The sequence below is a fragment of the Nocardia sp. NBC_01503 genome, from assembly GCF_036327755.1.
Taxonomy (GTDB): Bacteria; Actinomycetota; Actinomycetes; order Mycobacteriales; family Mycobacteriaceae; genus Nocardia.
Genome location: NZ_CP109596.1, coordinates 3,243,748 through 3,270,228 on the forward strand (window position 1 = coordinate 3,243,748; position 26,481 = coordinate 3,270,228).

Annotated in this window: 24 protein-coding genes; 14 read left to right on the plus strand and 10 right to left on the minus strand. The window is 65.8% G+C overall.

Annotated features, from left to right (window positions below; translation table 11 throughout):
* Positions 1–2: 2 nt before the first annotated feature.
* The 9 genes from OHB26_RS14730 (at position 3) to OHB26_RS14770 (ending at position 14,906) form a co-directional block, all read left to right on the plus strand.
* Entirely contained in the window at positions 3–1,259 is a 1,257-nt protein-coding gene (locus OHB26_RS14730) for an MCE family protein (RefSeq protein WP_330184724.1), read from the plus strand.
* Positions 1,256–2,476 carry an MCE family protein gene (locus tag OHB26_RS14735; RefSeq protein ID WP_330184725.1) on the plus strand — a complete coding sequence of 407 codons (1,221 nt, stop codon included), beginning with the start codon at positions 1,256–1,258 and terminating at the stop codon, positions 2,474–2,476. The genes OHB26_RS14730 and OHB26_RS14735 overlap by 4 nt, the downstream gene beginning before the upstream one ends.
* Positions 2,473–3,735, plus strand: coding sequence for an MCE family protein (locus tag OHB26_RS14740; RefSeq protein ID WP_330184726.1), 1,263 nt, complete (start codon positions 2,473–2,475; stop codon positions 3,733–3,735). The genes OHB26_RS14735 and OHB26_RS14740 overlap by 4 nt, the downstream gene beginning before the upstream one ends.
* Before the next feature lie 138 nt (positions 3,736–3,873).
* The gene (locus OHB26_RS14745; protein ID WP_330184727.1) at positions 3,874–4,746 is read left to right on the plus strand and encodes a hypothetical protein; all 873 of its coding nucleotides are present in this window, start codon (positions 3,874–3,876) and stop codon (positions 4,744–4,746) included.
* A 12-nt stretch (positions 4,747–4,758) separates the two neighbouring features.
* Entirely contained in the window at positions 4,759–5,496 is a 738-nt protein-coding gene (locus OHB26_RS14750; RefSeq protein ID WP_330184728.1) for a hypothetical protein, read from the plus strand.
* Between the two features lie 619 nt (positions 5,497–6,115).
* Complete coding sequence (gene rpoB / locus OHB26_RS14755; protein ID WP_330184729.1) at positions 6,116–9,601, plus strand: DNA-directed RNA polymerase subunit beta; 3,486 nt, start codon at positions 6,116–6,118, stop codon at positions 9,599–9,601.
* A gap of 105 nt (positions 9,602–9,706) precedes the next feature.
* Positions 9,707–13,660 (plus strand): DNA-directed RNA polymerase subunit beta', encoded by a 3,954-nt coding sequence (locus OHB26_RS14760; protein ID WP_330184730.1) that lies wholly within the window; start codon positions 9,707–9,709, stop codon positions 13,658–13,660.
* A gap of 159 nt (positions 13,661–13,819) precedes the next feature.
* A complete protein-coding gene (locus OHB26_RS14765) occupies positions 13,820–14,416 on the plus strand; it encodes a Uma2 family endonuclease (RefSeq protein ID WP_330184731.1) in 597 nt (198 codons plus the stop codon).
* 22 nt (positions 14,417–14,438) lie between these two features.
* Positions 14,439–14,906 (plus strand): hypothetical protein, encoded by a 468-nt coding sequence (locus OHB26_RS14770; RefSeq protein ID WP_330184732.1) that lies wholly within the window; start codon positions 14,439–14,441, stop codon positions 14,904–14,906.
* Positions 14,907–14,916: 10 nt separating this feature from the next.
* On the opposite strand, the gene OHB26_RS14775 is transcribed toward OHB26_RS14770, so the two are convergent.
* Together OHB26_RS14775 and OHB26_RS14780 are read right to left on the minus strand one after the other, a co-directional pair.
* Complete coding sequence (locus OHB26_RS14775; protein WP_330184733.1) at positions 14,917–15,630, minus strand: hypothetical protein; 714 nt, start codon at positions 15,628–15,630, stop codon at positions 14,917–14,919.
* A gap of 150 nt (positions 15,631–15,780) precedes the next feature.
* Entirely contained in the window at positions 15,781–16,749 is a 969-nt protein-coding gene (locus tag OHB26_RS14780) for a helix-turn-helix transcriptional regulator (RefSeq protein ID WP_330184734.1), read from the minus strand.
* Between the two features lie 95 nt (positions 16,750–16,844).
* Here OHB26_RS14780 and OHB26_RS14785 point away from each other — a divergent pair, with 95 nt between their 5' ends.
* The gene (locus OHB26_RS14785; protein WP_330184735.1) at positions 16,845–17,042 is read left to right on the plus strand and encodes an epoxide hydrolase N-terminal domain-containing protein; all 198 of its coding nucleotides are present in this window, start codon (positions 16,845–16,847) and stop codon (positions 17,040–17,042) included.
* On the opposite strand, the gene OHB26_RS14790 is transcribed toward OHB26_RS14785, so the two are convergent.
* Positions 17,026–17,994, minus strand: coding sequence for an EamA family transporter (locus OHB26_RS14790; RefSeq protein ID WP_330184736.1), 969 nt, complete (start codon positions 17,992–17,994; stop codon positions 17,026–17,028). The two genes, OHB26_RS14785 and OHB26_RS14790, sit on opposite strands and share 17 nt — an antisense overlap.
* A gap of 39 nt (positions 17,995–18,033) precedes the next feature.
* On the opposite strand from OHB26_RS14790, the gene OHB26_RS14795 reads away from it, so the two are divergent.
* Positions 18,034–18,564, plus strand: a complete 531-nt coding sequence (locus OHB26_RS14795; RefSeq protein WP_330184737.1) for a CGNR zinc finger domain-containing protein — start codon at positions 18,034–18,036, stop codon at positions 18,562–18,564.
* Positions 18,565–18,570: 6 nt separating this feature from the next.
* Here OHB26_RS14795 and OHB26_RS14800 read toward each other — a convergent pair whose 3' ends face one another.
* The 4 genes from OHB26_RS14800 to OHB26_RS14815 all read right to left on the minus strand — a co-directional run bounded on the left by OHB26_RS14800 (position 18,571) and on the right by OHB26_RS14815 (position 20,613).
* Positions 18,571–19,152, minus strand: coding sequence for a TetR/AcrR family transcriptional regulator (locus OHB26_RS14800; RefSeq protein WP_330184738.1), 582 nt, complete (start codon positions 19,150–19,152; stop codon positions 18,571–18,573).
* A complete protein-coding gene (locus OHB26_RS14805; protein WP_330184739.1) occupies positions 19,139–19,555 on the minus strand; it encodes a hypothetical protein in 417 nt (138 codons plus the stop codon). Before OHB26_RS14805 ends, OHB26_RS14800 begins: the two co-directional genes overlap by 14 nt.
* Positions 19,552–19,857, minus strand: coding sequence for a hypothetical protein (locus OHB26_RS14810; RefSeq protein ID WP_330184740.1), 306 nt, complete (start codon positions 19,855–19,857; stop codon positions 19,552–19,554). Before OHB26_RS14810 ends, OHB26_RS14805 begins: the two co-directional genes overlap by 4 nt.
* A 69-nt stretch (positions 19,858–19,926) precedes the next feature.
* Positions 19,927–20,613, minus strand: coding sequence for a TetR/AcrR family transcriptional regulator (locus OHB26_RS14815; protein ID WP_330184741.1), 687 nt, complete (start codon positions 20,611–20,613; stop codon positions 19,927–19,929).
* An 83-nt stretch (positions 20,614–20,696) separates the two neighbouring features.
* On the opposite strand from OHB26_RS14815, the gene mqo reads away from it, so the two are divergent.
* Positions 20,697–22,205 (plus strand): malate dehydrogenase (quinone), encoded by a 1,509-nt coding sequence (gene mqo / locus OHB26_RS14820; RefSeq protein ID WP_330184742.1) that lies wholly within the window; start codon positions 20,697–20,699, stop codon positions 22,203–22,205.
* 78 nt (positions 22,206–22,283) lie between these two features.
* The gene (locus OHB26_RS14825) at positions 22,284–22,754 is read left to right on the plus strand and encodes a PaaI family thioesterase (RefSeq protein WP_330184743.1); all 471 of its coding nucleotides are present in this window, start codon (positions 22,284–22,286) and stop codon (positions 22,752–22,754) included.
* Between the two features lie 121 nt (positions 22,755–22,875).
* On the opposite strand, the gene OHB26_RS14830 is transcribed toward OHB26_RS14825, so the two are convergent.
* Positions 22,876–23,883 carry an aldo/keto reductase gene (locus OHB26_RS14830; RefSeq protein WP_330184744.1) on the minus strand — a complete coding sequence of 336 codons (1,008 nt, stop codon included), beginning with the start codon at positions 23,881–23,883 and terminating at the stop codon, positions 22,876–22,878.
* A 397-nt stretch (positions 23,884–24,280) separates the two neighbouring features.
* Between OHB26_RS14830 and OHB26_RS14835 the strand changes: the two genes are divergently transcribed.
* Positions 24,281–25,117 (plus strand): helix-turn-helix transcriptional regulator, encoded by an 837-nt coding sequence (locus OHB26_RS14835; protein WP_330184745.1) that lies wholly within the window; start codon positions 24,281–24,283, stop codon positions 25,115–25,117.
* A gap of 66 nt (positions 25,118–25,183) precedes the next feature.
* Here OHB26_RS14835 and OHB26_RS14840 read toward each other — a convergent pair whose 3' ends face one another.
* Both OHB26_RS14840 and OHB26_RS14845 read right to left on the minus strand, forming a co-directional pair.
* A complete protein-coding gene (locus OHB26_RS14840; protein ID WP_330184746.1) occupies positions 25,184–26,170 on the minus strand; it encodes a pirin family protein in 987 nt (328 codons plus the stop codon).
* On the minus strand, positions 26,167–26,478 hold the full coding sequence (locus tag OHB26_RS14845) for a GNAT family N-acetyltransferase (RefSeq protein ID WP_330184747.1): 312 nt from the start codon (positions 26,476–26,478) through the stop codon (positions 26,167–26,169). The genes OHB26_RS14840 and OHB26_RS14845 overlap by 4 nt, the downstream gene beginning before the upstream one ends.
* Between the last annotated feature and the right edge of the window lie 3 nt (positions 26,479–26,481).

Consider the following 26,481-nt stretch of genomic DNA (forward strand, 5'->3'; position numbering starts at 1 on the left):
CAATGTCGAATCCGCTGACCGCCCTGAAGGCGTCCAGTGCCAAGAGCAAGGTCATCGCCGGAGTCGCGGTGCTGGCCGTGCTCGCAGCCGGACTGGCCTGGTGGGGGCTGGACAAGCTCAACACCACCACCATCACCGCCTACTTCGACAAGTCCGTCGGCATCTACGAGGGTTCGGACGTCCGCATCCTCGGCGTGCCCGTCGGCAAGGTCGCCTCGGTGACGCCGGAGGGCGAACAGGTCAAGGTCGTGCTGAACGTCGACCGCAAATACGACGTACCCGCCGATGCCAAGGCCGCGCAGATCACCCCCTCGGTGGTCTCGGACCGGTACATCCAGCTCGCGCCCGCGTACAAGGGCGGACCCAAGATGGCGCGCAATGCGACCATCCCCAAGGACCGCACCGCCACCCCGGTCGAGGTGGACCGGCTGTACAAGAGCATCACCGAACTCTCCGATGCCCTCGGCCCCAACGGCGCGAACAAGGACGGCGCGGTGAACGAGCTCGCTCGCACCGCCGCGCAGAACCTCGCGGGCAATGGCGACGCGCTCGCCAACAGCTTCACGCAGCTTTCCAAAGCCGCTGCGGCGCTGTCGGATTCACGGACCGACATCTTCGATACCGTGAAGAACCTGCAGGTGTTCGTGCAGATGCTCGGCGATAACGACGCGCAGGTGCGCACCTTCAATTCGCAGCTGTCGTCGCTGGCCGGCTTCCTCTCCGATGAGCGCCGCGATCTCGGTGACGCGCTCAATCTGCTCTCGGTCGCGCTCGGCGATGTGGCCCGATTCGTGGACAACAATCGGGAACTGGTGCAGAACAACGCCGATGCGCTGACCTCGCTCACCAAGACCCTCGCCGATCAGCGCGATGATCTGGCCAAGGCGCTGCCGCTGATTCCGACCGCGCTGAGCAATCTGATCAATGTCCACAACGGTGAGACCGGCACCCTGGATATGCGGCCCAACTTCACCGATCTGCAGAACCCGTTCGGGGTGATCTGCAAGATGCTGGATCTGGGCAAACTGCGGCCGGGTGATCCCAAGTTCGATGCCATCTCGCGTCAGCTCAAGCCGATTCTGGACAACTGCACCACGATCACCGATCAGCTCACCGCCGGTGTGAAGACGCCGTCGCTGGTGCTGCCGTTCGGCATCCTCGGCGCGGATAACGAGCAGCGCAATGTGGTGCCCGGCACGGTGCCCGGTGTGCCGTCCGATCAGCAGCCGCCGTCACAGCAGGAGGGTGGACAGCGATGAGCCGCAAGCGTTTTCGCACCGCTGCCGTGGCCGCCGCGCTCGGCACGGTGACCGTGGTGGCCGCGGGCTGCGGTGGCAATGGCGCGTTCAGCGTGCCGCTGCCCGGTGGTCCGAGCGTCGGTGACCATCCGATGCATCTGGATATCCGCTTCTCCGATGTGCTGGATCTGGTACCGCAGTCGACCGTGAAGGTCGACGGTGTGGCCGTGGGCCGGGTCGACAAGATCGAACTCGCCCCGGACGGCTGGACCGCCAGCATCAAGGCCGTGGTGAACTCGGATGTGAACCTGCCCGCCAATGCTCGCGCGGAGGTCAAGCAGTCCAATCTGCTCGGCGAGAAATTCGTCGAATTGTCCGCTCCCGCAAACAATCCCGATCCGGCGCGGCTGAAGGACGGCTCGACCATCAAGGTCGAGAACACCCGCACCGCCACCGAGGTGGAGCAGGTGCTCGGCGCACTCTCACTGCTGCTCAACGGCGGTGGCGTGGCGCAGTTGCAGCCCATCGTGGTGGAGCTGAACAAGGCCCTCGACGGTCGCGACGGCAAGGTGCGCTCACTGCTGGAGCAGGCCAATACCCTCATCGACGGGCTGAACAAGCAGGTCGACGACATCACCCGGGCGCTGGACGGGCTCGATACGCTCTCCACCCGGGTCGGCCGGCAGACCGAGCAGATCGGCAAGATCCTCGATGAGCTGCCGCAGGGCGTCAAGATCCTCAATGAGCAACGGCCACAACTGATCGCGCTGCTCACCCAGCTGGATCGGGTGGGCCAGGCCGGTTTCGACGTGCTGGATCACTCCAAGGACAATCTGATCACCGATCTCAGCTCGTTGCGGCCCACGCTGCAGGAGCTCGGTAAGTCCGCGGGCGATCTGGTGACCGCGTTCCCGCTCATCCCGACCTACCCGTTCCCGGACGAGGCGATCAAGTCCGCCTTCGGCGGTCAGGTCAACACCTGGCTGTCGGTGGACCTCGAGGTCGGCACCCTGCTGTCGAATCTCGGTGTGGGCAAACCGGATCCGGTGTACATCCCGCCGCAGGGGCGACAGGTGAACGTGGACCCGACCAACCCGTACTACAACGGCAACGGTCCGCGCGGTGGCTGGCCCACCGTCTCACTGCTGCCGCTGCCGCCCACCGTGATGCCCGCGGTCGCGCTGCCCAACGATCCGCTGGGATCGATCCTGCAACAGCTGGGAGTGGGTCCGCGATGAGCCGTCTGGTACGTAATCAGCTGATCCTGTTCGTGATCATCGCCGTGCTCGGTGTCGCCTTCGTCGGCGCGAAGTACGTGCGGCTGAACAATATGCTCGGCTTCGGGCTCTACAAGGTCACCCTGCAGATCGACGACACCGATAAGCAGGCGGCGGGCACCGGCAACCTGTCCAAGGGCGCGGAGGTCACCTACCGCGGTGTCCCCGTCGGCCGGGTCGGCGATCTCGACATCACCCCCGACGGCGTGGTCATCACCCTGGAGATGGACTCGGGTAAGCCGAAGGTCCCCGCCAGCGCCAAGGCGATCATCGCCGACCGCTCCGCCATCGGCGAGCAGTATGTGGATCTGCAGCCCACCAACAATGGCGCGCCCTACCTGAAGGACGGCTCGATCATCACCGGTGCGGTACTGCCGCTGCCGGTGGAGACCCTGCTCGCCAGCGTCGACCACTTCGCCCAGACCACCGACCTGGCGGCGCTCAGCACCGCCGTCACCGAATTGGGTAAAGCCTTCGACGGCAAGGGCAATGACCTCAAGGTGCTGGTGGACTCGCTCAACAAGTTCACCACCACCGGTGTGGAGAACCTGCCGCAGACCATCGCGCTGATCCGCGAGGCGCGCGGAGTGCTCGCCACCCAATCCGAGCAGGGCCCGGCCATCCTGAACTTCAGCGACGGTCTGGACAAGCTCACCGAGCAGCTGCGCTCGAGCGATCCGGATATCCGGCGGCTCATCGGCACCAGCACCAGCGCGGGCGATCAGCTGCAGAAGCTGCTGCAGGAGAGCGGTCCGGCCCTGACCCAGGACCTGACCAATCTGCGCACCCTGCTGCTGACCATCTCGCCCAAGTTCTACGCGCTCGGACCGGTGCTGCAGATGCTGCCGCTGCTGTCCATCGGCGCATCGGCGACCGCACCCGGTGACGGCACCACCCACTTCGGACTGGTGCTCGAGACCAACAATCCGCCGCCGTGCACCATCGGTTACGAGGGTACGCAGGCCATCATCGACCAGATGAAGGCGCAGAACCCGAATTTCGATGATTCGCGCGACGACTTCCCGTTCAACACCGAGGCGAAATGCATTGCGCCGCAAGGCAGTGAGTCCGCCGTCCGCGGTGGCGCGCGCGCCGAACTGGCCGACCCCAGCGTCGCCCAGCCGTGGGACGACAAGCCCAAGTACGACCCGGAGAAGCTCAATCTGAATCCGGTCGCCAATCAGTTGGCCACGCTCATGGGCGTGACCACCAAGCGGTGACGCGCCCCGCCGGAACTCGGCAGCGCGTCCCATCGAGCACGGTTCCGTGCGCCGTCGAACCCCGATGGCGCACGCTTCCGGCGTGGTAATGCGCACAGCCGACGTGGTTCGGCGCGGAGAGGAAAGTATGGTGGCGGCGTGAGCCAGCAAAAGGACAGCAACCAGGGTGAGGCCCTCGACGAGCCGGTCGGCGAACCGGTGGACGAGACCACCCTGGAGTCGAGCTCCCCAGCTGACTCCGCGCCGGAGGCACCGGCCGATCCCGTCGTCCTCGACGAGTCCGGCGATACGGCCACCGCCGATTCCGCCGATACGGTGGCGCTCGGCAAATCCGGCGACGCACCCGCAAAGGTCCGCAAGGCTCGCGAATCTGCCGCTGCCGCAACGAGTTCCGATCCGTCCGGGGCCGGTTCGGCCGCGCCGGTGAGCACTCCGCGGCAGATCGTCACCATCGCCTCGATCGCCCTACTGGTCGTGGCCGCGGTCGCCGCGGCCTGGTTCGGCGGCAGCTGGATCGTCGGCGGACTCATGCGCGACAAACCGCGCGCCGAGGCCCGTGACGCCGCCCTGGCTGCGGCCCAGCAAGCCGCCATCAACATCACCTCGATGAACCTGAGCGATATCGACGGTTCGCTGGCCCTGGCCCGCTCCTCGATGACCGGCGACCTGCTGGACGCCTCCACCAAGAACGACGCGCAGATCAAGAAGACCGCCACCGACTCGAATGTGAACACCACCTCGAAGGTCGTCGGCGGCGCGATCACCGAGCTCAACTCCGAGCGCGATCAGGCCGGCGCCCTGGTGGTCCTGGAGGTGACCGAATCGGGTGCGGGCAAGCCCGCCAGTCGCCTGCGCTACACCTGGTCGCTGGATGTGGTGCTGAAGGACGGGGTGTGGAAAGCCGATCAGGTGCAGCAGGTGGCCGATCCGGTCACCATCGGCAGCGCCGCCCCGGCCCAGCAGGCCCCCGCCGACCCGACCACGCAGCCCGCACCGCAGCCGGGTAACTAGGAGACCGCGATCATGGCAAATCGACGCCCCGTCAATCGCGTCAGCTCCAAGCGCCGCCCGGCGGCCCAGCGCAGCAGCGGCGCCCGCACCACCGCCGCCGATCTGCGCGAGACCGAATCATCGCGCGGCGCAACGGGTTCCAAGCGTGACACCGGCGCCCGTGGCACCGCCCGCACCGGGGCCCAGCGCGGCCCCAGCCTGTCGAAGAACCAGCCCGAGCGGTCCAAGCGCCCGGCGGCCCGTCCCGGCGATTTCTGGCGCACCTGGCGGGTCGCGATCATCTGCGGCACCGCGGCGGTGCTGCTGGCCGCCCTGGCCATCGTCGGCGCGGTGCGCCCCGGTGTGGACGACGGCAACAAGGCCTATGTGGACAACGCCACCACCGATCAGGTGAAGGCCGCCGCCCGCGACGCGCTGACCACGATCTACGGCTACAACGCCAAGGACATCGACAAGTTCCGCGATACCGCCCGCGCGGTCATGACCGGCAAGATGCTCGAAGAGTTCGACAAGGACAAACTGCTCGACACCGGCATCGACGCGATCAAGCAGACCCAGACCGACACCAAGGCCACCGCCGACCCCATCGGCGTGACGCTGCTCACCGGCGATCGGGCGGAACTGCTGGTCAACCTGAGTATCGCCGCCATCAAGGACGGTAAGCCGCAGCCGCTGGCGGCCGGTCCGATCGTGCTGCACATGCAGAAGGTGGGCGGCAAATGGCTGGCCTCGGAGATCGCCGACCGCTGATCCGACCCGCCGTCCCCCGGGACATTCCCGACCGCAGGCCCCGATTTTCGGGGCCTGCGGCGTTCTCCGGGCACTCATTGCGCGACGTCGCCGGGTGATCTTGTACTGGGGCAGGGGATCTCGCGGTTTGTCAACTTCTCGCGCCACTTGACGAGTTTCGTCCGACCCGTCACGCTATTCACAACAGCGGCGGCTGTCACAGGGGAATCAGACGCCGGCAGGGTGCTCGAGGAACGCAGCCAGCGGACACCGAGCCCGGTCGGCAGATGGTGTGACAGCCTCGCTCAGCGGTACCCGATCTCACCGCCGTGCGGTGTTCGATTCGGCCCGCGACGCGGTCTTCACCCGTAGCGATGCGGTGTGATCACCACCGCGACACGCTTCGGCGCGTTAGCCCTCCGGGGTTCACCACGGGTGGTACTTTGACACCCCCGTAGGTTTGGGTGTAGTTTTGGACGTTGCGCTGGCTGCCTCCTGTCCATACCTCGATCGCATCGACGAAAGTTCCACCTTCCGGTGTTACTTCCGCTGTTTGCTGTTCGGGTTTCGTTCGGGTTGTAACCAGCGGAATTCGTAGCAGACAAGCGACGGTCGCGGACCACCACGCGACGCGCGTGAGGTGCTGGAAGGACGCATCTTGGCAGTCTCCACCCAGACCAAGGCCGGTATTCCCGGAGCCCCGAAGCGGGTGTCTTTCGCGAAGATTCGTGAGCCCCTCGAGGTTCCGGGTCTTCTCGATCTACAAACCGACTCGTTCGCCTGGCTGATCGGTTCACCGGATTGGCGGGAAAAGGCAGTCGCCCGAGGCGACGTCAACCCCTTCGGTGGGCTCGAGGAGGTGCTCGAAGAGCTTTCGCCGATCGAGGACTTCTCCGGTTCCATGTCGCTCTCCTTCTCCGACCCGCGCTTCGAAGAGGTCAAGGCCTCCATCGAGGAGTGCAAGGACAAGGACATGACCTACGCGGCGCCGCTCTTCGTGACCGCGGAGTTCATCAACAACAACACCGGTGAGATCAAGTCTCAGACGGTCTTCATGGGTGATTTCCCGATGATGACCGACAAGGGCACGTTCATCATCAATGGCACCGAGCGTGTTGTCGTTTCGCAGCTGGTTCGTTCGCCGGGCGTGTACTTCGACGATTCCATCGACAAGTCCACCGAGAAGACGCTGCACTCCGTGCGTGTCATCCCCTCGCGTGGTGCGTGGCTGGAGTTCGATGTCGACAAGCGCGACACCGTCGGTGTGCGTATCGACCGCAAGCGCCGGCAGCCGGTCACCGTGCTGCTGAAGGCCCTCGGCCTGACCGCCGAGGAGATCGTGGAGCGCTTCGGCTTCTCCGAGATCATGATGTCCACCCTGGAGAAGGACAGCACTCCGGGTCAGGACGAGGCGCTGCTGGATATCTACCGCAAGCTGCGTCCGGGCGAGCCGCCGACCAAGGAGTCCGCGCAGACCCTGCTGGAGAACCTGTTCTTCAAGGAGAAGCGCTACGACCTGGCGCGCGTCGGTCGCTACAAGATCAACAAGAAGCTGGGCCTGAACCTGGACCAGCCGGTCACCGGCTCGACGCTGACCAAGGAAGACATCGTCGCGACGATCGAGTACCTGGTGCGCCTGCACCAGGGCGATCGCATGATGACCGCCCCCGGCGGCGCCGAGGTTCCCGTCGACGTCGATGACATCGACCACTTCGGTAACCGTCGTCTGCGCACCGTGGGCGAGCTGATCCAGAACCAGATCCGGGTCGGTCTCTCCCGTATGGAACGCGTTGTGCGCGAGCGTATGACGACTCAGGACGTCGAGGCCATCACGCCGCAGACCCTGATCAACATCCGCCCCGTCGTGGCCGCGATCAAGGAGTTCTTCGGAACTTCGCAGCTGTCGCAGTTCATGGACCAGAACAACCCGCTCTCGGGTCTGACCCACAAGCGTCGTCTGTCGGCGCTGGGCCCGGGTGGTCTGTCCCGTGAGCGCGCCGGCCTGGAAGTTCGTGACGTCCACCCGTCGCACTACGGCCGCATGTGCCCGATCGAGACCCCGGAAGGCCCGAACATCGGCCTGATCGGTTCGCTGTCGGTGTACGCGCGGGTCAACCCGTTCGGTTTCATCGAGACCCCGTACCGCAAGGTCGAGAACGGCCGCGTCACCGATGAGGTCAAGTACCTCACCGCCGACGAGGAAGACCGCCACATCCGCGCCCAGGCGAACTCGCCGGTCGACGCGGACGGCAACTTCCTCGAGGAGCGCGTCCTCGCCCGCCACGGCAACGAGGAGATGGAGTACGTCGCCGCCTCCGCGGTCGACTACATGGATGTCTCGCCGCGCCAGATGGTTTCGGTCGCGACCGCCATGATTCCGTTCCTCGAGCACGACGACGCCAACCGTGCCCTCATGGGCGCGAACATGCAGCGTCAGGCCGTGCCGCTGATCCGTTCCGAGTCGCCGCTGGTCGGCACCGGTATGGAGCTGCGCGCCGCCGTCGACGCCGGTGATGTGGTCGTGAACCAGAAGGCCGGTGTGGTGGAAGAGGTTTCGGCCGACTTCATCACCGTCATGCATGACGACGGCACCCGCCGCTCGTACCGCATGCGCAAGTTCGAGCGCTCCAACCAGGGCACCTGCGCGAACCAGCGTCCGATCGTGGACGAGGGCACCCGCGTGGAGGCCGGGCATGTGCTCGCCGACGGCCCCTGCACCGAGAACGGTGAGATGGCGCTCGGCAAGAACCTGCTCGTGGCGATCATGCCGTGGGAAGGCCACAACTACGAGGACGCGATCATCCTGTCGCAGCGCCTCGTGGAGGATGACGTGCTCACCTCGATTCACATCGAGGAGCACGAAATCGATGCTCGCGACACCAAGCTGGGCGCGGAGGAGATCACCCGGGATATCCCGAACGTCTCCGATGAGGTCCTGGCCGATCTCGACGAGCGTGGCATCGTCCGCATCGGCGCCGAGGTTCGTGACGGCGACATCCTGGTCGGCAAGGTCACCCCGAAGGGCGAGACCGAGCTGACCCCCGAAGAGCGCCTGCTGCGCGCCATCTTCGGTGAGAAGGCTCGCGAAGTTCGCGACACCTCGCTCAAGGTGCCGCACGGTGAGTCCGGCAAGGTCATCGGCGTGCGCGTGTTCTCGCGTGACGACGACGACGATCTGCCCCCGGGCGTGAATGAGCTTGTGCGCGTGTACGTCGCGCAGAAGCGCAAGATCCAGGACGGCGACAAGCTCGCCGGTCGCCACGGCAACAAGGGTGTTATCGGCAAGATTCTTCCGCAGGAAGATATGCCGTTCCTCCCGGACGGCACCCCGGTCGACATCATCCTGAACACGCACGGTGTGCCGCGTCGTATGAACATCGGTCAGGTGCTGGAGACCCATCTGGGCTACATCGCCAAGACCGGCTGGCAGGTCGAGGGCACTCCCGAGTGGGCCAAGCGCCTGCCCGAGGAGATGATCGGCCAGCCCGCCGACACCAATATCGCCACCCCCGTCTTCGACGGTGCGCGCGAGGAAGAGTTGACCGGCCTGCTCGGTTCGACCCTGCCGAACCGCGACGGCGAGAAGATGATCGACGACAACGGTAAGGCTGTACTGCTCGACGGCCGCTCCGGCGAGCCGTTCCCGTACCCGGTCTCGGTCGGCTACATGTACATCCTGAAGCTGCACCACCTGGTGGACGACAAGATCCACGCGCGTTCGACGGGTCCGTACTCGATGATCACGCAGCAGCCCCTCGGTGGTAAGGCCCAGTTCGGTGGTCAGCGCTTCGGTGAAATGGAGTGCTGGGCCATGCAGGCGTACGGCGCCGCCTACACCCTGCAGGAACTGCTCACCATCAAGTCCGACGATGTCGTCGGCCGCGTCAAGGTGTACGAGGCGATCGTCAAGGGCGAGAACATCCCGGAGCCGGGTATTCCGGAGTCGTTCAAGGTTCTGCTCAAGGAACTCCAGTCGCTGTGCCTGAACGTCGAGGTGCTGTCCTCGGACGGTGCGGCGATCGAAATGCGCGATGGCGATGACGAGGACCTGGAGCGCGCCGCGGCGAACCTGGGCATCAACCTGTCCCGCAACGAGGCTGCGACGGTCGACGACCTGGCGCAGTAAGAGCGATCGGTCCGGGAAGGCCGCTCAGCATGTGAAAAGCCTTCCCGGGCAACGGATTTAGCGACTTTTGCTCATACTCAACCCGAACAGGGGAAAGGAAGTTACGTGCTAGACGTCAACTTCTTCGATGAACTCCGGATCGGCCTGGCGACCGCTGAAGACATCCGCCAGTGGTCGTTCGGCGAGGTGAAGAAGCCGGAGACCATCAACTACCGCACGCTGAAGCCCGAGAAGGACGGCCTCTTCTGCGAGAAGATCTTCGGTCCCACCCGGGACTGGGAGTGCTACTGCGGTAAGTACAAGCGGGTCCGGTTCAAGGGCATCATCTGTGAGCGCTGTGGTGTCGAGGTGACTCGCGCCAAGGTGCGTCGTGAGCGGATGGGCCATATCGAACTGGCCGCTCCGGTTACCCACATCTGGTACTTCAAGGGCGTGCCTTCACGCCTGGGCTACCTGCTCGACCTGGCGCCGAAGGATCTGGAAAAGATCATCTACTTCGCCGCCTACGTGATCGTCGGCGTTGACGAGGAACTGCGGCACAACGAACTCTCCACGCTCGAAGCCGAGATGGAGGTCGAGAAGAAGAACGTCGCCGACCAGCGCGACGCCGATCTCGAGGCCCGCGCCCAGAAGCTCGAGGCGGATATCGCCGAGCTCGAGGCCGAGGGCGCCAAGTCCGATGTGCGCCGCAAGGTCAAGGACGGCGGCGAGCGCGAAATGCGTCAGCTGCGTGACCGCGCCCAGCGTGAGCTGGACCGTCTCGACGAGATCTGGACCACCTTCACCAAGCTTTCGGTGAAGCAGCTGATCATCGACGAGGTCATCTACCGCGAGCTGCAGGACCGCTACGGCGAGTACTTCACCGGTGCCATGGGCGCGGAAGCGATCCAGAAGCTGATGGAGAACTTCGACATCCCGGCCGAGGCCGAGAACCTGCGCGAGATCATCCGTACCGGTAAGGGCCAGAAGAAGCTTCGCGCGCTGAAGCGTCTGAAGGTCGTCGCCGCGTTCCAGACCAACGGCAACTCGCCGATGGGCATGGTTCTCGACGCCGTTCCGGTGATCCCGCCGGAGCTGCGCCCGATGGTTCAGCTCGACGGTGGCCGCTTCGCGACCTCCGACCTGAACGATCTGTACCGCCGCGTGATCAACCGCAACAACCGTTTGAAGCGACTGATCGATCTGGGTGCGCCGGAGATCATCGTGAACAACGAGAAGCGCATGCTTCAGGAGTCGGTGGACGCGCTGTTCGACAACGGTCGTCGTGGCCGTCCGGTCACCGGTCCGGGTAACCGCCCGCTGAAGTCGCTGAGCGATCTGCTCAAGGGCAAGCAGGGTCGTTTCCGTCAGAACCTGCTCGGTAAGCGTGTCGACTACTCCGGTCGTTCGGTTATCGTCGTCGGTCCGCAGCTCAAGCTGCACCAGTGTGGTCTGCCCAAGCTGATGGCGCTCGAGCTGTTCAAGCCGTTCGTCATGAAGCGTCTGGTGGATCTGAACCACGCGCAGAACATCAAGTCCGCCAAGCGGATGGTCGAGCGTCAGCGCGCTCAGGTGTGGGATGTCCTGGAAGAGGTCATCGCCGAGCACCCGGTGCTGCTGAACCGTGCGCCCACCCTGCACCGCCTGGGTATCCAGGCCTTCGAGCCGCTGCTGGTCGAAGGTAAGGCCATCCAGCTGCACCCGCTCGTGTGTGAGGCGTTCAACGCCGACTTCGACGGTGACCAGATGGCCGTGCACCTTCCGCTGTCCGCGGAGGCGCAGGCCGAGGCTCGCATCCTGATGCTGTCCTCGAACAACATCCTGTCGCCCGCCTCGGGTCGACCGCTGGCCATGCCGCGTCTGGATATGGTGACCGGCCTGTTCTACCTGACTCGCCTCGAAGAGGGTGCGAAGGGTGAATACCGGGCTGCCGCAAAGGATTCCGCCGAGTTCGGCGTGTACTCCTCGCCGGCGGAGGCGCAGATGGCCGTCGACCGCGGTGAGCTCACCGTGCGTTCGCTGATCAAGGTCCGCCTGACCAATCAGCGTCCGCCGAAGGACATCGAGGCCGAGCTGTTCCCGGACGGCTGGCAGCGTGGTGACGCGTGGACCGCGAAGACGACCCTGGGTCGTGTGGTCTTCAACGAGCTGCTGCCCGCTGATTACGCGTACATCGACGAGCCGATGCCGAAGAAGCGTCAGGCGGCGATCATCAATGATCTCGCCGAGCGTTACCCGATGATTGTCGTGGCGCAGACCGTCGACAAGCTGAAGGACGCGGGCTTCTACTGGGCGACTCGCTCGGGTGTCACCGTCTCCATGTCGGACGTGCTCGTTCCGCCGGAGAAGGCGGAGATCATGGCGCGTTACGACGCGCAGGCCGATCAGATCGAGAAGAAGTACCAGCGTGGTGCTTTGGACCACCAGGAGCGCAACAACGCCCTGGTCAAGATCTGGCAGGAAGCGACCGAAGAGGTCGGTAAGGCGCTGCGTGCGCATTACCCGGCCGACAACCCGATCATCACGATCGTCGACTCGGGCGCCACGGGTAACTTCACCCAGACTCGTACCCTCGCGGGTATGAAGGGCCTGGTGACGAACCCGAAGGGTGAGTTCATCCCGCAGCCGATCAAGTCCTCCTTCCGTGAGGGTCTGACGGTTCTGGAGTACTTCATCAACACTCACGGTGCGCGTAAGGGTCTGGCCGACACCGCGCTTCGTACCGCCGACTCGGGTTACCTGACCCGTCGTCTGGTGGACGTGTCGCAGGACGTCATCGTGCGCGAGACCGACTGTGGCACCGAGCGTGGCATCGTGGTGCCGATCGCGGAGAAGCAGGCCGACGGCTCGCTCATCCGGGACGCGCACGTCGAGACCAGCACCTTCGCTCGTACGCTGGCGACCGACGCGCTCGACGCCAAGGGCAATGTCATCATCGAGAAGGGTCACGATCTCGGCGACCCGGCCCTCGAGGCGCTGCTCGACGCGGGTATCACCGAGGTGAAGGTCCGCTCCGTGCTGACCTGCACCACCGGCACCGGCGTCTGTGCGACCTGCTACGGCCGTTCGATGGCGACCGGCAAGCTGGTCGATATCGGTGAGGCCGTCGGTATCGTCGCGGCGCAGTCCATCGGTGAGCCGGGTACCCAGCTGACCATGCGTACCTTCCACCAGGGTGGTGTCGCGGGTGACGACATCACGGGTGGTCTGCCCCGAGTGCAGGAGCTTTTCGAGGCTCGTGTGCCCAAGGGCAAGGCGCCCATCGCGGAGGTCTCGGGTCGCGTGCGGCTCGAGGACGACGATCGCTTCTACAAGATCACGATCATCCCGGACGACGGGTCGGACGAGGTCCTGTACGACAAGCTCTCGAAGCGTCAGCGTCTGCGCGTGTTCAAGCATGAGGACGGTTCCGAGCGTCTGCTCGCCGACGGCGATCATGTGGAGGTCGGCCAGCAGCTGCTGGAGGGCTCCGCGGATCCGCACGAGGTGCTGCGCGTGATGGGCCCCCGTCAGGTGCAGATCCACCTGGTCCACGAGGTCCAGGAGGTCTACCGCTCGCAGGGTGTGTCGATCCACGACAAGCACATCGAGGTCATCGTCCGTCAGATGCTGCGTCGTGTGACCATCATCGATTCGGGTGCGACCGAGTTCCTGCCCGGTTCGCTCGTCGAGCGCGCCGAGTTCGAGAACTCGAACCGTCGCGTGGTGTCCGAGGGTGCCGAGCCGGCCTCCGGCCGTCCGGTCCTGATGGGTATCACCAAGGCGTCGCTGGCCACCGATTCGTGGCTGTCGGCGGCCTCCTTCCAGGAGACGACTCGTGTCTTGACGGACGCGGCGATCAACTGCCGCTCCGACAAGCTGATCGGCCTGAAGGAGAACGTGATCATCGGTAAGCTGATCCCCGCCGGTACCGGTATCAACCGTTACCGCAACATCCAGGTTCAGCCCACCGAGGAAGCCCGCCAGGCCGCGTACGCGGTGCCGTCCTACGACGACACCTACTACAGCCCCGACGGCTTCGGCACCACCACCGGTGCCGCGGTCCCGCTGGACGACTACGGCTTCAGCGACTACCGCTAAAGCTCTAGTAGGGCAAAACCATTCGGCCCCCGCTCCTTCCGAGGAGTGGGGGCCGAATGCGTTTCGGGTTCAAGTTCCCAGTCGGTAGTGATCCGTTCGGATCGGATTGGCTCTGGGGACTGTCAAGTAATGAACTCGCCAACGGGCTACCCTGCTCATATGACCGCCGCGCCGCACCCAGACGAGCCGATCGTGACTCGGCTGGTGGCGCTGCCCATGCCGCCGTCGGGCGGATTCACCGCCGAGGACCTGCCACGTCTGATAGAAGTTGTCGATGGCCGCTTCGAGCTGCTGGACGGTGACGTCGTGATGATGGCTCCCGCCACGCATTGGCATGACGAGGCGGTCGACATTCTGAAGCACCTGCTACGGGCCGTCGCACCTGCCGAGTTCGTGATCGGCACAGAGAAGGGCATCAACCTTGGGGCAAGCGTCCCCGAACCCGATGTGCTCGCGATAACTCGCACGGTCGTTCGGTCCGACAGCCTGATCTTCGAACCGGAAGATGTTCACCTCGCGGTGGAGGTCGTATCCCCTCGGACGAAAACGAAGGATCGCAAGCTGCGCCCACTGCAGTACGCGGAGGCGGGCATCAAGTGCTTCTGGCGCGTTGAGAACGAGAACGACACCATGGTCGTCTACACCTTCGAGCTATTGCCTGAAGGTGGTTACGCACCGACCGGTGTGCACCGGGGGCGGGTAAAGGTCGATCGCCCGTTCCTGATCGATATCGAGTTGCCCGAAGTCACTTGGTGATTCCTCTGCAGGAGGGGGTGGCGTGGGAGCTTTTCGGAGTGCGGTCGCGGTTCTGCTGAGTGGTGCGGGGCTGCTGATATCGACGGCTGTGGTGGGGGCGGCGGCGGCACCGGACAGCGGGCTCGGCGGGTGTTATCGGGGGAGTGTGCTGACCGCGCAGCGGGTGCCGGGGACCGGGAGCGCGGGGCAGAGTGTGCGGCGGACGGCGGAGCTGTGGGATTGCTCGAGTTCGCTGTTGCCCGGCATCGGCTCGGGCAGGTTCGATGCCCTGCTGCCGTGGAATGGGGGCGGGACGCTGACGTCGGCGACCTTCACCTGGTCGGATGGGAGTGTCAGTACCGCCACGGGGTTGCCGAATACGTTGTGGGCGATCAACTCCGGGCCGGGTAGCGGCCATGCCGTGCAGTTTCAGCTCGATTTGCCGATGAATGGCGACTGGTATTACACCGACAACAGTATGGCGGTGGTGGCCGCTACCTTCCTGGAGTGAAAAGGGTTGATCAGTTGGGTTGTTGGGGGGCGGGGAGGGCCTCGAAGGCGGGGCGGATGGCTTGGGAGGCGCCGGGGACGAGGGTGTCGGCGTAGGTGAGGGCGGCGTTCACCGCTTCCTGGCCGCCGCCCTGTTGCAGGCCGATGGCCGCGCCGACGATGCTGCCTACCACCAGGCCGATGGGGGCCGTGACGATGTCGAAGACGAACAGGCCCGCGGGGAAGCCGAGCAGGAAGCCGATGGCTCCGCCGATCGCCGCGCCGGTCAGGACGGTGGGCATATTGGCTTGGACTACGTCGAAGAAGCGCTGTTGGGCGTCGATATCGCGTAGGGGAGTGGGGGATTGGGTTACCGGGGTGAGGGTGAGTCGTTTGTTGTCGGTGTCGATCGCGGGGGCGAATTCGACGGACTTGCCGGCGATGTCGTATTTCAGTGGGACCGTTGCCAATACGCGGCCCTCGTCGTCGGTGGCGATGATCGCCTCACCGTCCCAGGTGGCCAGGAAGCGGCCGGCCTGCAGGGTGCTGACGGTGGCGCGGTGGTCGTCGGTGAGTGCCACCTGGTAGCCGACACCGTGGTCGGTGCCCTGGAGCTGGAGGGTCGAATTCGCGGGTGCCGGTGCGGGTTCGGCGGTCGCGGTGGCGGTGAGTGCGCCGCTCGCGGTGAGCGCGACAGTGGCGGTGAGGCTCAGTAGCACTGGCGCAATGGTCTTGGTTTTTACCATGGTGGTGCCCCTAGCGTTGCGGGCTGCGCGGAGCCCGATGTTTGCCGAGAAACGTACCGGGGGTGGTGGGGGAGGGGAACCCCTTCGTCGCATATGCGCCGTTCGCCACAGCTGTTCGGGGACAGGGTGATTCCGTGGCTCGGCTGACCGTCAGCGGGGGTGGGACAGTGCGCGGGTTACGCGGGCCGCTGCCTCTCGTAGCCGGTGCTCCAATTCGGGTGAGTCGCGCACCTCGAATTCGGCGTCGATTGAAATGAGCTGGCTGGCAAGCCATTCCGGCGCATCGTCGCGTTCGCCGCGTAGGCGGCAGGTGTTGGAGTCGATGGCGTCGAGTTCGCCGGGCTCCTCGCCCAGGCGTCCGGCGATCCGATACAGCGGTGCGTGGATGGTGATGTCGACGCGGTAGAGCTTGCTCCCCCGATCGGTGCGGGCTCCGGCGACGTAGGTCGCGGCATCGGTGGCGGGCAGTTCGCGGGGTGTGAATCGGGCTCCGGTGGGTTGCGGTCGTTCGATGCGGTCGACGCGGAAGCTGCGCCAGGCCATTCGATCGAGATCGAATCCGACCAGGTACCAGCGGCGATGCTGGGTGGCCAGGCCGTTGGGTTCGATATTGCGCCGGGTCTCATTGCCCGCCGCGTCGCGATAGGCGAAGCGAACGCGTTCGGTATTGGTGACGGTGGCGGCGAGTGTGGCGAGCACCTCCGGATCGGCGGTGGGGCCGTCGCCTCGGAATGTGGCTGTGGCAGCGCCGATTACCCGCACCCGCCGTCGAAGTTTGTGCGGCAGTACCTGTTCCAGTTTGGCGAGCGCGCGCACCGAAGCCTCTTCGATCCCGGCCACGGCCTGTCCGGCGGCCGCGCGCAGTCCGACGGCAATGGCCACGGCCTCCTCGTCGTCGAGTACCAGCGGTGGTAGCGCGGCCCCGGCTGCCAGCCGATATCCGCCGGTCACCCCGAGCGTCGCCTCGACGGGGTAGCCGAGTTCGCGTAGCCGGTCGATATCCCGCCGCACCGTGCGATCGCTGACCCCGAGCCGGTCGGCGAGTTCACTCCCGGGCCATTCGCGCGGGGTTTGCAGCAGGGACAGCAGTCGCAGCAGCCGGGCGGGAGTGTCGTTCATGTTCTCAATGATCGCGCAAAAGTAGGACCGGGATTGTCCTAGATCCTTTCTAACGTGGTTCTCGGCTCCAATAGTCGCCACTTCAGGAGGATGGAATGATCGAGATTCGCCCGTTCCGCATCGATGTCCCGCAGGCCGATCTGGCCGATCTGCACGAGCGCCTGGGTAATGTCCGCTGGTCGGCGCAGCTGCCCGGCAAAGCGTGGGAGCGCGTGGCGTCCCGGTCGACTACCTGCGCGAACTGGCGGGCGCATATCGCCGATATCCGCGCCTTCTTCAGTGCGGTTCGCTGAGTGTCGGTTCGGCCGGAGTCTGCTCGGGTTCGCCGAGCCGCACCACCACGACACCGATGAGAATCAGTACGCCGCCGACCAATTGGACGGCGTGCGGGGTCTGTCCGAGTAGCGCCCAGGCGAAGAGGATGGCCGCCAGCACCTCGGTGAGAGCGGCGAAAGAGGCCAGCCGCGACCCGAGCAATCGGGTGGCGGCGATACCGGTGACATAGGCCACCGAGGCGGTGATGACGCCGAGTGCGAGCAGCGGTTGCCACCACTGCGTCGTGAAGCCTTCGAAGGCAACGCTATTGGTGGTGGCGTGCAGCGGTACGACGCCGAGCAGGCCCGCGATGAGGATGCCGAAGCCGCCGACGAGGAGTCCGCCGGTGGCCAGTACGGTGCCGGGAACGGCGTCCCCGGCACTGCCGGAGAGGATGAAATAGGCCGCCGCGCCGACCATCGCGCCCAGGGCCCACAGCACGCCGATCCAGCTGGTGGGCACGTCGGAGCGCAGGTCCAATACCAGTATGAGTCCGGCGATGCCGATCAGCGCACCGAGAACCGTTGCGCGCCCGGGTTTCTGGGCATGGCGCAGCCATAGCCAGACGACCACCGCGATGGGTGCGGTGTATTCGATGAGCAGCGCCACCCCGACATCCATATGCGCGACGGCATTGAAGTAGGACAGCTGTGCGCCCGCGACCGCGAGCAGTCCGTATCCGGCGAGCAGAGGGATATTGCGGCGCAGCAGATTCCAGTTGCCGTGCAGCTGCACCAGTGCGACCGGGAGCAGCACCAGGGCCCCGAGCAGTACGCGCACGATGACCACGGAGGCGGGGCTCCAGCCCGCGTCCATGAGTCCGCGGGCGAGTGCGCCGGAGAGTCCGAAGGACGATGCGGACAGCGCGGCGAGCAGCAGCCCGTTGCCGAGCCGGCTGCGCACCTGCGTGTCATGTGTCATCGTGGCCATGACTAATGACGCTAAGGTGCGTGTGTGTAATATGTCAATATGCTTTTTGCTGATGACACGGTGGCGTCGCTCGCCGCCGCCGTAGATCTGGTGAATTCGGCGGAACCTCCGGACACGATGACCGAGACCGCCCAGCTGAAGGAGTTCTTCGTCCGGCACGGCTACACCGGTTCCCGCACCGGCGGCGGCGCGGAGTTGGACGCCGTGCGCGCCCAGCGCGCCCCCATGCGCCGCCTGCTCACCAGTGATCGTGATACCGCCGTCGCCCTGGTGAACGCCATTCTCGCCGAGCATCGCGCGGTCCCGCAGCTGGTCCGCCATGACGATCTCGACTACCACATCCATGCCGTCCCGGCCGATGCCCCGCTGCCGGTCCGTATCGCCGTCGAGACCGCGATGGCGATGATCGACCTGATTCGCGCGAACGAACTCAGCCGCCTCGCCATCTGCGCCGACGACACCTGTGAGGGCATAGTCCTGGACCTGTCCCGCAACCGTTCTCGTCGCTACTGCAGTACCACGTGCGGCAATCGCAATGCGGTGGCGGCATATCGGGCCCGCCAGCGCTGAAAGCTCTTATCCCAGCCAGGAATCCACCCAGGCCGCGCCGATGCGGGCCGCTCGTTCGGGTGGCATCCGATCGGGTTCGGTGAGGACCGAGATGGACAGGCCGTCCAGTAGCGCCAGCAATGCCGCCGCGGCATCGGCGGATTCGGTGGCGCGGGCCGGATTGGCCCGTGCCAGTACGCGATCGAGTAGATCCTCGGTGCCCACCCACTGTTCCCGATGCAGGGCCGCGATCTGCGGATCGTGTGCCGCGCGGGCGGCCAGCGCCAGCCAGACCCGGGAGAGCCGGTGTTCATGGCTCGGCGCGAGCAGTAGCTCGGTCAGCTTGCGCAACTGCTCCGCGGGTTCCATATCCACGACCCCGGAGCTGGTGAACCGCTGTGCCGCCTGCTCCCGAACGTGCAGCCAGACCGCCTGCAGCAGTGCGCTTTTGGTGGAGAAGTAGTACTGCACCGTCCCGATGGACACCCCGGCGCGGGTGGCGAGGTCGCGGATGCTGACCCCTTCGATCCCGTTCTCGGCGATCGCGTCGGCGAGCCGGTCGAGGAGGTCTCCGCGCCGGTCCCGGGTCTCCCGGTCAGTAGCGGCCACGACGCCCCCGCGACCCCTGGTAATACCGCCACGCCTGCGCGCCCACCCGCTGGGCGAGTTCCAGTGGTTCGCGCCGCCGATCGTCGCGTGCGGTCCGATCGGCTACGGCGGCGAAGAAGAGCAGCAGCAGTCCGATGCCGCCGATGCCGAAGTAGAGCGCATCACCGAGCATGCTCACGATGAACCGGGCCGAATCATGTTCCTCGCCTTCCAATCTCGGCATGACGACGCCGATCTGCAACCAGTGCGCACCCTCGGCGAGCAGCCATGCGACCGCGCCGAGCAGGAGCGCGGTACCCGCGACCCGATACCGCCGCAGCATGCTCGCTCCGGTCCCGAGCGTACCGATGGCCAGGGTCAGCACCGCCATCTCACTCACCTCGAATACCAGTGGCGCGCTCATGCCCGCACCTCCCGACTCGGTCGCAGCCGCACGGCCACGAGCAGTAGCAGCCAGGCCCCGGCGAGGAAGAGATTGCGCAGGCCCGCCCCGAACTCCATCCGTTCGGTCATGCCCTCGGTACCACCGCCACCGAACCACATGGCGCGTTCGGTGAGCATCCCGATGCCCGAGCCGACCAGTGCGAGTACCGCCGCTACCAGGGCATACCCGCAGGCGGCACCCATGCGCCGCCGGTAGTAGAGCACCAGCGCGGCCCCGGCCACCGGAGCGCAGAGTCCGAGAATCTCGACTACGCGAAGCATGATCACACCCCTCTCATACGACTGTATGAGAGAAACCATACGCTCGTATGACAGCCTCGGCAATGCCCGCTACCGGGTGGCCGCCCGCGCGGCCGCGAGCCCGACCACCCCGTGCACGTAGGTGTCGATGCCGAGTTGGATGAAAGATTCCCGGGAGGTGATATCGCCCAGGTCATTCCAGGCGGCGAGGATATTGGGATACCGCTCGGGCGGAAGCTCCGCGTGCAGCGCCTCGGCCTGGGCGAGCAGTACCGCCCGGCGTTCGGGTTCGAGGGTGACTCCGGTGAAGAGTGGTTCATTGACCAGGCTCATGGCCGTGCGTGCGCCCTGGCGCGCCAATTGTGTTGCCTCACCGATGTCGAAGCCCGCCCCGCGCAGGAGTCCGATCAGCCGCTCCATGAACTCTCGGCCGGTTTCGGAGTACACCACGCGCGGAATGATGATGGGTGCCGCGCCCGGATTCTTCTCGATCATGCGCACGAAATCGGTGACCAGTGACCGTAATTGGCGATCCCACGGATCATTCGGATCGGCGGTGATCCGCAGGTCGCGACATGCTCTGTCGCCCATGGCATTCAGTAGTTCGTCTTTGTTCTCGACATGCCAGTACAGCGCCATCGGTGAGACATCGAGCGCATCGGCGAGCCGCCGGAAGCTGAGTCCGTCGATGCCGCGGCGGTAGGCCAGGTCGAGCGCGGCCTCTATCACGGCGTCGCGACTGAGGCGTTGCCTGTTGAGTTTCTCACGTCCGGCCATCGCTCAACTATACGCATGTACAGGTGAGTGTTAGCGTGCCCCTACGCTTTACGAGTCCAATGGGGGTCTCCGGAGACATGACTATGAATACGCGAACGGCCCTGCGCCCCTACGACGTGGTGTTGGTCGGTGGCGGGATCATGAGCGCGACGCTCGGTATCCTGCTCAAACACGTCGAACCGACCTGGTCGATTGCGGTCTACGAGCGGCTCCCCGAGCTCGCGGCCGAGGCCTCGGCTCCCTGGCACAATGCCGGAACCGGGCACGCCGGGCTCTGTGAACTCAACTATACGAGCGAAAGATCCGACGGCAGTGTCGATATCGCCAAGGCGGTCGCCGTCAATGAGCATTTCCAGCAGAGCAGGCAATTGTGGGCCTCCCTGGTCGAGGCCGAAATCCTCGGCAAGCCGGACACTTTCATCAATCCGGTCCCGCATATGACGCTGGTGCACGGCACCGACGATGTCGATTATCTGCGCCGCAGACATGAGACCCTCTCCGCACACCCGCTTTTCAGCGCCATGCGGTTCAGTACCGAATCCAAGACCATCGAGGGCTGGGCGCCGCTGCTCACCGAGCGCCGCGGCCTGTACGAACCGTTCGCCGCCACCCGCGATACCACCGGCAGCGATGTCGATTTCGGTTCGCTCACCCGGCAGATGTTCGCGCATCTGGCGGCCTCGGGGGTGGAGATCCACCGCCGCTCCGAGGTGCGCGGAATGCGCAAGAACAATGACGGCTCTTGGCAATTGCGAATTCACCACTTCACCGACAACGACCGCATCACCCGCTGGGTGGACTCCCGATTCGTCTTCGCGGGCGCCGGTGGCTGGGCCTTGAAGCTGCTGCAGGGTGCGGGCGTGCCGCAGGTGCAGGGATACGGACTGCTCCCCGTGAGCGGTCGCTTCCTGCGCTGTGACAATCCGGCGGTGGTGGAGCGGCACGATGCGAAGGTGTACGGCAAGGCCAAGGTCGGCGCACCGCCGATGTCCATGCCGCACTTGGATACTCGCGTGATCGACGGGAAACGGGCGCTGCTCTTCGGCCCGTATCCGGGTGCGAATCCGAAATTCCTCAAACACGGTTCGGTGCTGGACGCACCCGCCTCGCTACGCTCGCACAATGTGGGCCCGGTGGCCTCGATGATCAAGGAGAATCCGGGCCTGATCTGGCTGCTGCTGTCCCAGTTGACCGCGACCCGGGGCCGGAAGATGGCCGCGCTGCGCGAATTCGCGCCCGCCGCCGTCAACGGTGACTGGTCCCTGATCAAGGCCGGTCAGCGCGCGCAGATCGTGAAGCGGGATGCCGATGGCCGGGGCGCACTGCAATTCGGTACCGAGGTGGTGTCCTCCTCGGATGGAACCATCGCCGCGGTGCTGGGCGCGTCGCCGGGCGCCTCCACCGCGCCCGCCATCCTGCTGGATGTGCTGGAGCGCTGCTTCCCGCGCTACCGCGGCCTATGGGCCGAGCGGCTGCGCGAGTTGATTCCCACGCTCGGTTTGAGTCTGGCCACCGATATGCGCCTGGCTCGGCAGACCATGTCGCGCACCGCGGAGATTCTCGGCCTGGTGGCCCCGGACAATCTGTCCTGACAGGAAGCGGACATGGACAATTCGCTATCGCACCCGGTATGAAATTGGAACAGGTTTCACTTTTTCTCAGGAGATGCGATGGACAACGCCACCATGGGCGATCTGGTGATGGCGGGCTTCAAGAAACTGGGCTTCATCCAATTCACCGGTATCGAGGCGGTCGACTTCGCCAGCGGCCGCAATGTGGTGAGCATGGCTCCGCGCCCGGAACACCTGAACCACAATGGCGATATGCACGCCGCGCTGCTGTTCGGCCTGGCCGAGACCGCCGCCATGGGCGCGTCCATCTCCGGCATCGTGGATCTGATGGGCGAGACCTTCATCGTCGCGCGGGACGGCAAGATCACCTATCTGGCGCGGGCCAAGGGTGAACTCGGCCCGTTCACCGCGACCTCCGAGCTGTCGGAGGAGCTCATCGCCAAGACCCGCTCGGATATCAAGGCGCAGACCGAAATCGAGCTCGAGGTGCCGGTGATCATCGCCGACAGCACCGGAAAGGCCGTGGCCTCAGCGGCTTTCACCGCCGTCATCCGGCCCCGGCGTAAGTAGTGGACTCCCCGTCATCCCGGCGCGCTTTTGTCCGGGATCCACGGTAACCAATTGAGTACCTGTGGATCCCGGCGAAAGCATGCCGGGATGACGAGATGGACTGTGCTGTCTCGGGGTCGGTTCAGCGCTCGCTGTCGAGCATGGCCATCTGTGCCTCGGCATAGCGGCCACCGGCGACCTGATCTGCGGGCACGGCCGCCTCGATAGCGGCCAATTCGGCCTCGGAGAGCTGGATATCCACGGCCGCAAGGGCTTCGGACCAACGGTCGGGGCGACGCGCGCCGATGATCGGCACGATGTCCGCGCCGCGGGACAGCGCCCAGGCGATGGCCAGCTGCGCCACGCTCACCTGATGTTCGGCCGCGATGGCCGCGAGCGCGTCCACCAGGCGCAGGTTGGCGGTGAGGTTCTCGCCTTGGAAGCGCGGGCTGTGCGCTCGGAAGTCGGTGGGCGCGAATTGCGCTCCGCCGCGCAGTGAATCGCTGAGCAGTCCGCGTGAGAGCACCCCGTACGCGGTGATGCCGATACCGAGTTCCCTCGCGACAGGCAGGATTTCGGCCTCGATGCCGCGCGAGATGAGCGAGTACTCGATCTGCAGATCGACCACCGGGTGTACGGCGGCGGCGCGGCGCAGGGTCTCCGCTCCGACCTCGGAGAGTCCGATATGGCGTACGTATCCGGCCTGGACCAACTCAGCCAGTCCGCCCATGGTCTCCTCGATGGGGATACTCGGGTCCAGCCGCGCGGGCCGGTAGATGTCGATGTAATCGGTGCCCAGCCGTTGCAGGGAGTAGGCCAGGAAATTGCGAGTGGCCGCCGGGCGGGTGTCGACACCGACGAAGCCGCCGTCGGGTCCGCGCATGGCCCCGTACTTCACGCTGAGCAGCACATCCTCGCGCTTGCGCTCGGTGAGCGCCTGCCGGATGAGCAGTTCGTTATGGCCCATACCGTAGAAGTCGCCGGTGTCGATGAGGTTCGCGCCGGAGTCGATGGCGGCGTGCACGGTCGCGATGGAGGTCTGCTCATCGGTGGACCCGTACATGCCGGACATCCCCATGGCCCCGAGGCCGATACGGGAGACGGCGGGCCCGGTCTTGCCGAGCTGGACGGTGTGCAGGTTGTCGGTCATGGGATAAACGATGCGCCGCCGATCGGAGGTCCGGGAGGGGACCGTTCATCCAGGGATCGCCGATCCCTGGATGCGGGAAGTACGTTGGGTGAGCCGCGGCCGCACCGCTTACCGCCGAAAGCGCGATCGTTGAGGGTCCGTCGGCCGGTGGCGCCGCCGGTCGATCGGGCGGGTGACCGCCTCGGTTCGATGTGGAGGCCGGCGATCGCACTGCGGGTGATGTCTCGGTTCGGGCCGCGGGCCGGCGATCGTGCCGCGGGTGATTGTTCGGTTCGCGCGGCTGGGCGATCGTGCCGGAAGGCCCGGTGGTTCGTGCGGAGCTGCGCGATCGGCCCGGTCGCGAGACGGGGACCGGTAGTACCTGGCTAGCCCGGCCCGGAAGCGGGAAGCTGGTCAGGTGAACCGCGACGAACTCGCCGACTTCCTGCGCCGGCATCGAGAGGCCCTGCAACCGGCCGCCGTCGGCCTGCCCGAGGGCCCGCGCCGCCGCACCCCGGGCCTGCGCCGCGATGAGGTATCCATGCTCGCGGGCATGTCCACCGACTACTACACCCGCCTGGAGCAGGCCCGCGGCCCGCGCCCGTCCACCCAGGTGCTGGCCTCGCTCGCGCGGGCGCTGCGATTCACCGACAACGAGCGCGATCACCTCTACCACCTGGCCGGGCAGCAGCCGCCCGCGCGCGGCGGTGACACCCATGTCAGCCCGGCCATCCTGCATGTGCTCACCAAACTGGACGACACCCCGGCGTGTGTCATCTCGGATCTGGGTGAGGTGCTGGTGCAGAACCGTATGCACGCCTTGGTCTCCGGCGATTTCTCCCAGCGCACCGGCCTGGACCGCTGTGTGCCGTGGCTCTGGTTCACCCAGCCGGCCGACCGCGAGCGTTTCCCCGCCGAGGACCGGCCCGGCATGTCCCGGCATCATGTGGCCGGGCTGCGCGCCACCGCCGCGGCCCGCTCCGGCGATGCCGATGTCACCGAGTTGGTGGCCCGATTGCGTGCTGTCAGTGCGGAATTCGAGGAGCTCTGGGGCGAGCACGAGGTGCGCCACGACGACGGGCACGGTAAACGCATGTTCCATCCCGAGGTGGGTCTGCTGGACCTGCTCTGCGAACCGCTGCTCACCCCCAGCGCCACCCGGCGAGTCCTGGTCTACTACCCGCGATCGGGCACCGACACCCAGGACAAGCTGGACCTGCTCCGAGTGATCGGCACCCAAACCCTCACTCCCTGAGGATATTCGATGACGAATCTGCCCCGGACCCAGTGGTCCGGGGCCGGATTGTGCTGTGCCGCAAGCCTAATCGTGCGGTACTCCGCAGCGGCGCTTGCGTGGTTTCAGGTGTAGCGGTGGCAGCGGCGGGGCGGGGATGCGCTGATCGGGGGTGTGGCCCGCGATATCCGGGAAGCGAGTGAGATCGTGTGCCTCCCAATCATTTCGGGCTGCCTCGATCTCCTCGTGGCTGCGCGCCACGAAGTTCCACCACATGACCAGGTCCTCGTCGAACGGCTCACCGCCGACCAGGAGCGCGTGCGCGCCCGCGGTGCTGGTGAGTGCGAGTTCGGCGCGGTCACTGCCCAGGTAGAGCAGGCTGCCGGGGGCGGCGGTATTGCCGTCGGCGGTGAGTTCACCCTCGATGACCAGGATGGCGTGCTCGAAGTCAGGATTCAGCGGCAGGACGGTCTCGGTTCCGGCGTCCGCCCGCAGATCCGCGCCGACGATCGGCGTGTACGCGGTGGCCGGTGAGGTCTGCCCGTCCAGCGAACCGATCAGCACGGTGCCGCGCAGACCGTCGCGTTCGAACTCCGGCAGCTCCCGATGCTGTTCGAAATGCGGTGCGATGGCGGCGGTTGCACCGGGCAGCGCGATCCACAGCTGGAGTCCGGCCCCCGATTCGTGATCCGGCACCCGGTACTCCGAATGCGCGATACCGCGCCCGGCGGTCATGATGTTCAGCTGTCCCGGCCAGATTTCCACATCCGAGCCGACACTGTCGCGATGCCGGATGCGCCCGTTCAAAGGCCAAGTGACGGTTTGCAATCCGATATGGGGATGCGGATCGATATCGCCGCCGTGCGGGCGCGCGGTCGAGCCGGAGCCGAAATTGTCCAGGAAGCACCAGGCGCCGACGGTGGGCAGATCGCGCTGCGGCAGCGTCCGGAAGACGGTCACCCCGCGCACCCCGCCCAGCGGTACCTCGCGGGCCGGAAAGGACTCCGCGCGCGGTCCGGGCCGGCCGGACGATTCACACAGCGTCTCTTGGGGATTCGCCTCCAGATCGCTCATCGTTTGATGCCCTTTCCGACGACGTGCTCGTCATAGTCGGGATGCTTGTCCAGCCAGGCCTTGATGAACGGGCAGCGCGCCACGATGATCCGTCCGCGCGCGATCACATCCTCGACGGCCTGGCGGGCGAGCGTGCTGCCCAGCCCCTTACCGCCGAAGGCCTTGTCCACCTCGGTGTGGATGAAGGTGGTGTCGTCATCGCGCTCGCGGTACTCGGTGAACCCGGCGAGCGAGTTGCCGTACCAGACTTCATAGCGGTGCTGCGCGTCATTGCGGACGACGGTCGCCACCACGGTTTGTTCGCTCATTGT

Coding starts and splice junctions, on each gene's coding strand:
- OHB26_RS14730 (WP_330184724.1), top strand. CDS start 3: ATGTCGAATCCGCTGACCGCCCTGAAGGCGTCCAGTGCCAAGAGCAAG.
- OHB26_RS14735 (WP_330184725.1), top strand. CDS start 1,256: ATGAGCCGCAAGCGTTTTCGCACCGCTGCCGTGGCCGCCGCGCTCGGC.
- OHB26_RS14740 (WP_330184726.1), top strand. CDS start 2,473: ATGAGCCGTCTGGTACGTAATCAGCTGATCCTGTTCGTGATCATCGCC.
- OHB26_RS14750 (WP_330184728.1), top strand. CDS start 4,759: ATGGCAAATCGACGCCCCGTCAATCGCGTCAGCTCCAAGCGCCGCCCG.
- OHB26_RS14765 (WP_330184731.1), top strand. CDS start 13,820: ATGACCGCCGCGCCGCACCCAGACGAGCCGATCGTGACTCGGCTGGTG.
- OHB26_RS14775 (WP_330184733.1), bottom strand. CDS start 15,630: ATGGTAAAAACCAAGACCATTGCGCCAGTGCTACTGAGCCTCACCGCC.
- OHB26_RS14780 (WP_330184734.1), bottom strand. CDS start 16,749: ATGAACGACACTCCCGCCCGGCTGCTGCGACTGCTGTCCCTGCTGCAA.
- OHB26_RS14785 (WP_330184735.1), top strand. CDS start 16,845: ATGATCGAGATTCGCCCGTTCCGCATCGATGTCCCGCAGGCCGATCTG.
- OHB26_RS14790 (WP_330184736.1), bottom strand. CDS start 17,994: ATGGCCACGATGACACATGACACGCAGGTGCGCAGCCGGCTCGGCAAC.
- OHB26_RS14795 (WP_330184737.1), top strand. CDS start 18,034: ATGCTTTTTGCTGATGACACGGTGGCGTCGCTCGCCGCCGCCGTAGAT.
- OHB26_RS14805 (WP_330184739.1), bottom strand. CDS start 19,555: ATGAGCGCGCCACTGGTATTCGAGGTGAGTGAGATGGCGGTGCTGACC.
- OHB26_RS14810 (WP_330184740.1), bottom strand. CDS start 19,857: ATGCTTCGCGTAGTCGAGATTCTCGGACTCTGCGCTCCGGTGGCCGGG.
- OHB26_RS14815 (WP_330184741.1), bottom strand. CDS start 20,613: ATGGCCGGACGTGAGAAACTCAACAGGCAACGCCTCAGTCGCGACGCC.
- mqo (WP_330184742.1), top strand. CDS start 20,697: ATGAATACGCGAACGGCCCTGCGCCCCTACGACGTGGTGTTGGTCGGT.
- OHB26_RS14825 (WP_330184743.1), top strand. CDS start 22,284: ATGGACAACGCCACCATGGGCGATCTGGTGATGGCGGGCTTCAAGAAA.
- OHB26_RS14830 (WP_330184744.1), bottom strand. CDS start 23,883: ATGACCGACAACCTGCACACCGTCCAGCTCGGCAAGACCGGGCCCGCC.
- OHB26_RS14840 (WP_330184746.1), bottom strand. CDS start 26,170: ATGAGCGATCTGGAGGCGAATCCCCAAGAGACGCTGTGTGAATCGTCC.
- OHB26_RS14845 (WP_330184747.1), bottom strand. CDS start 26,478: ATGAGCGAACAAACCGTGGTGGCGACCGTCGTCCGCAATGACGCGCAG.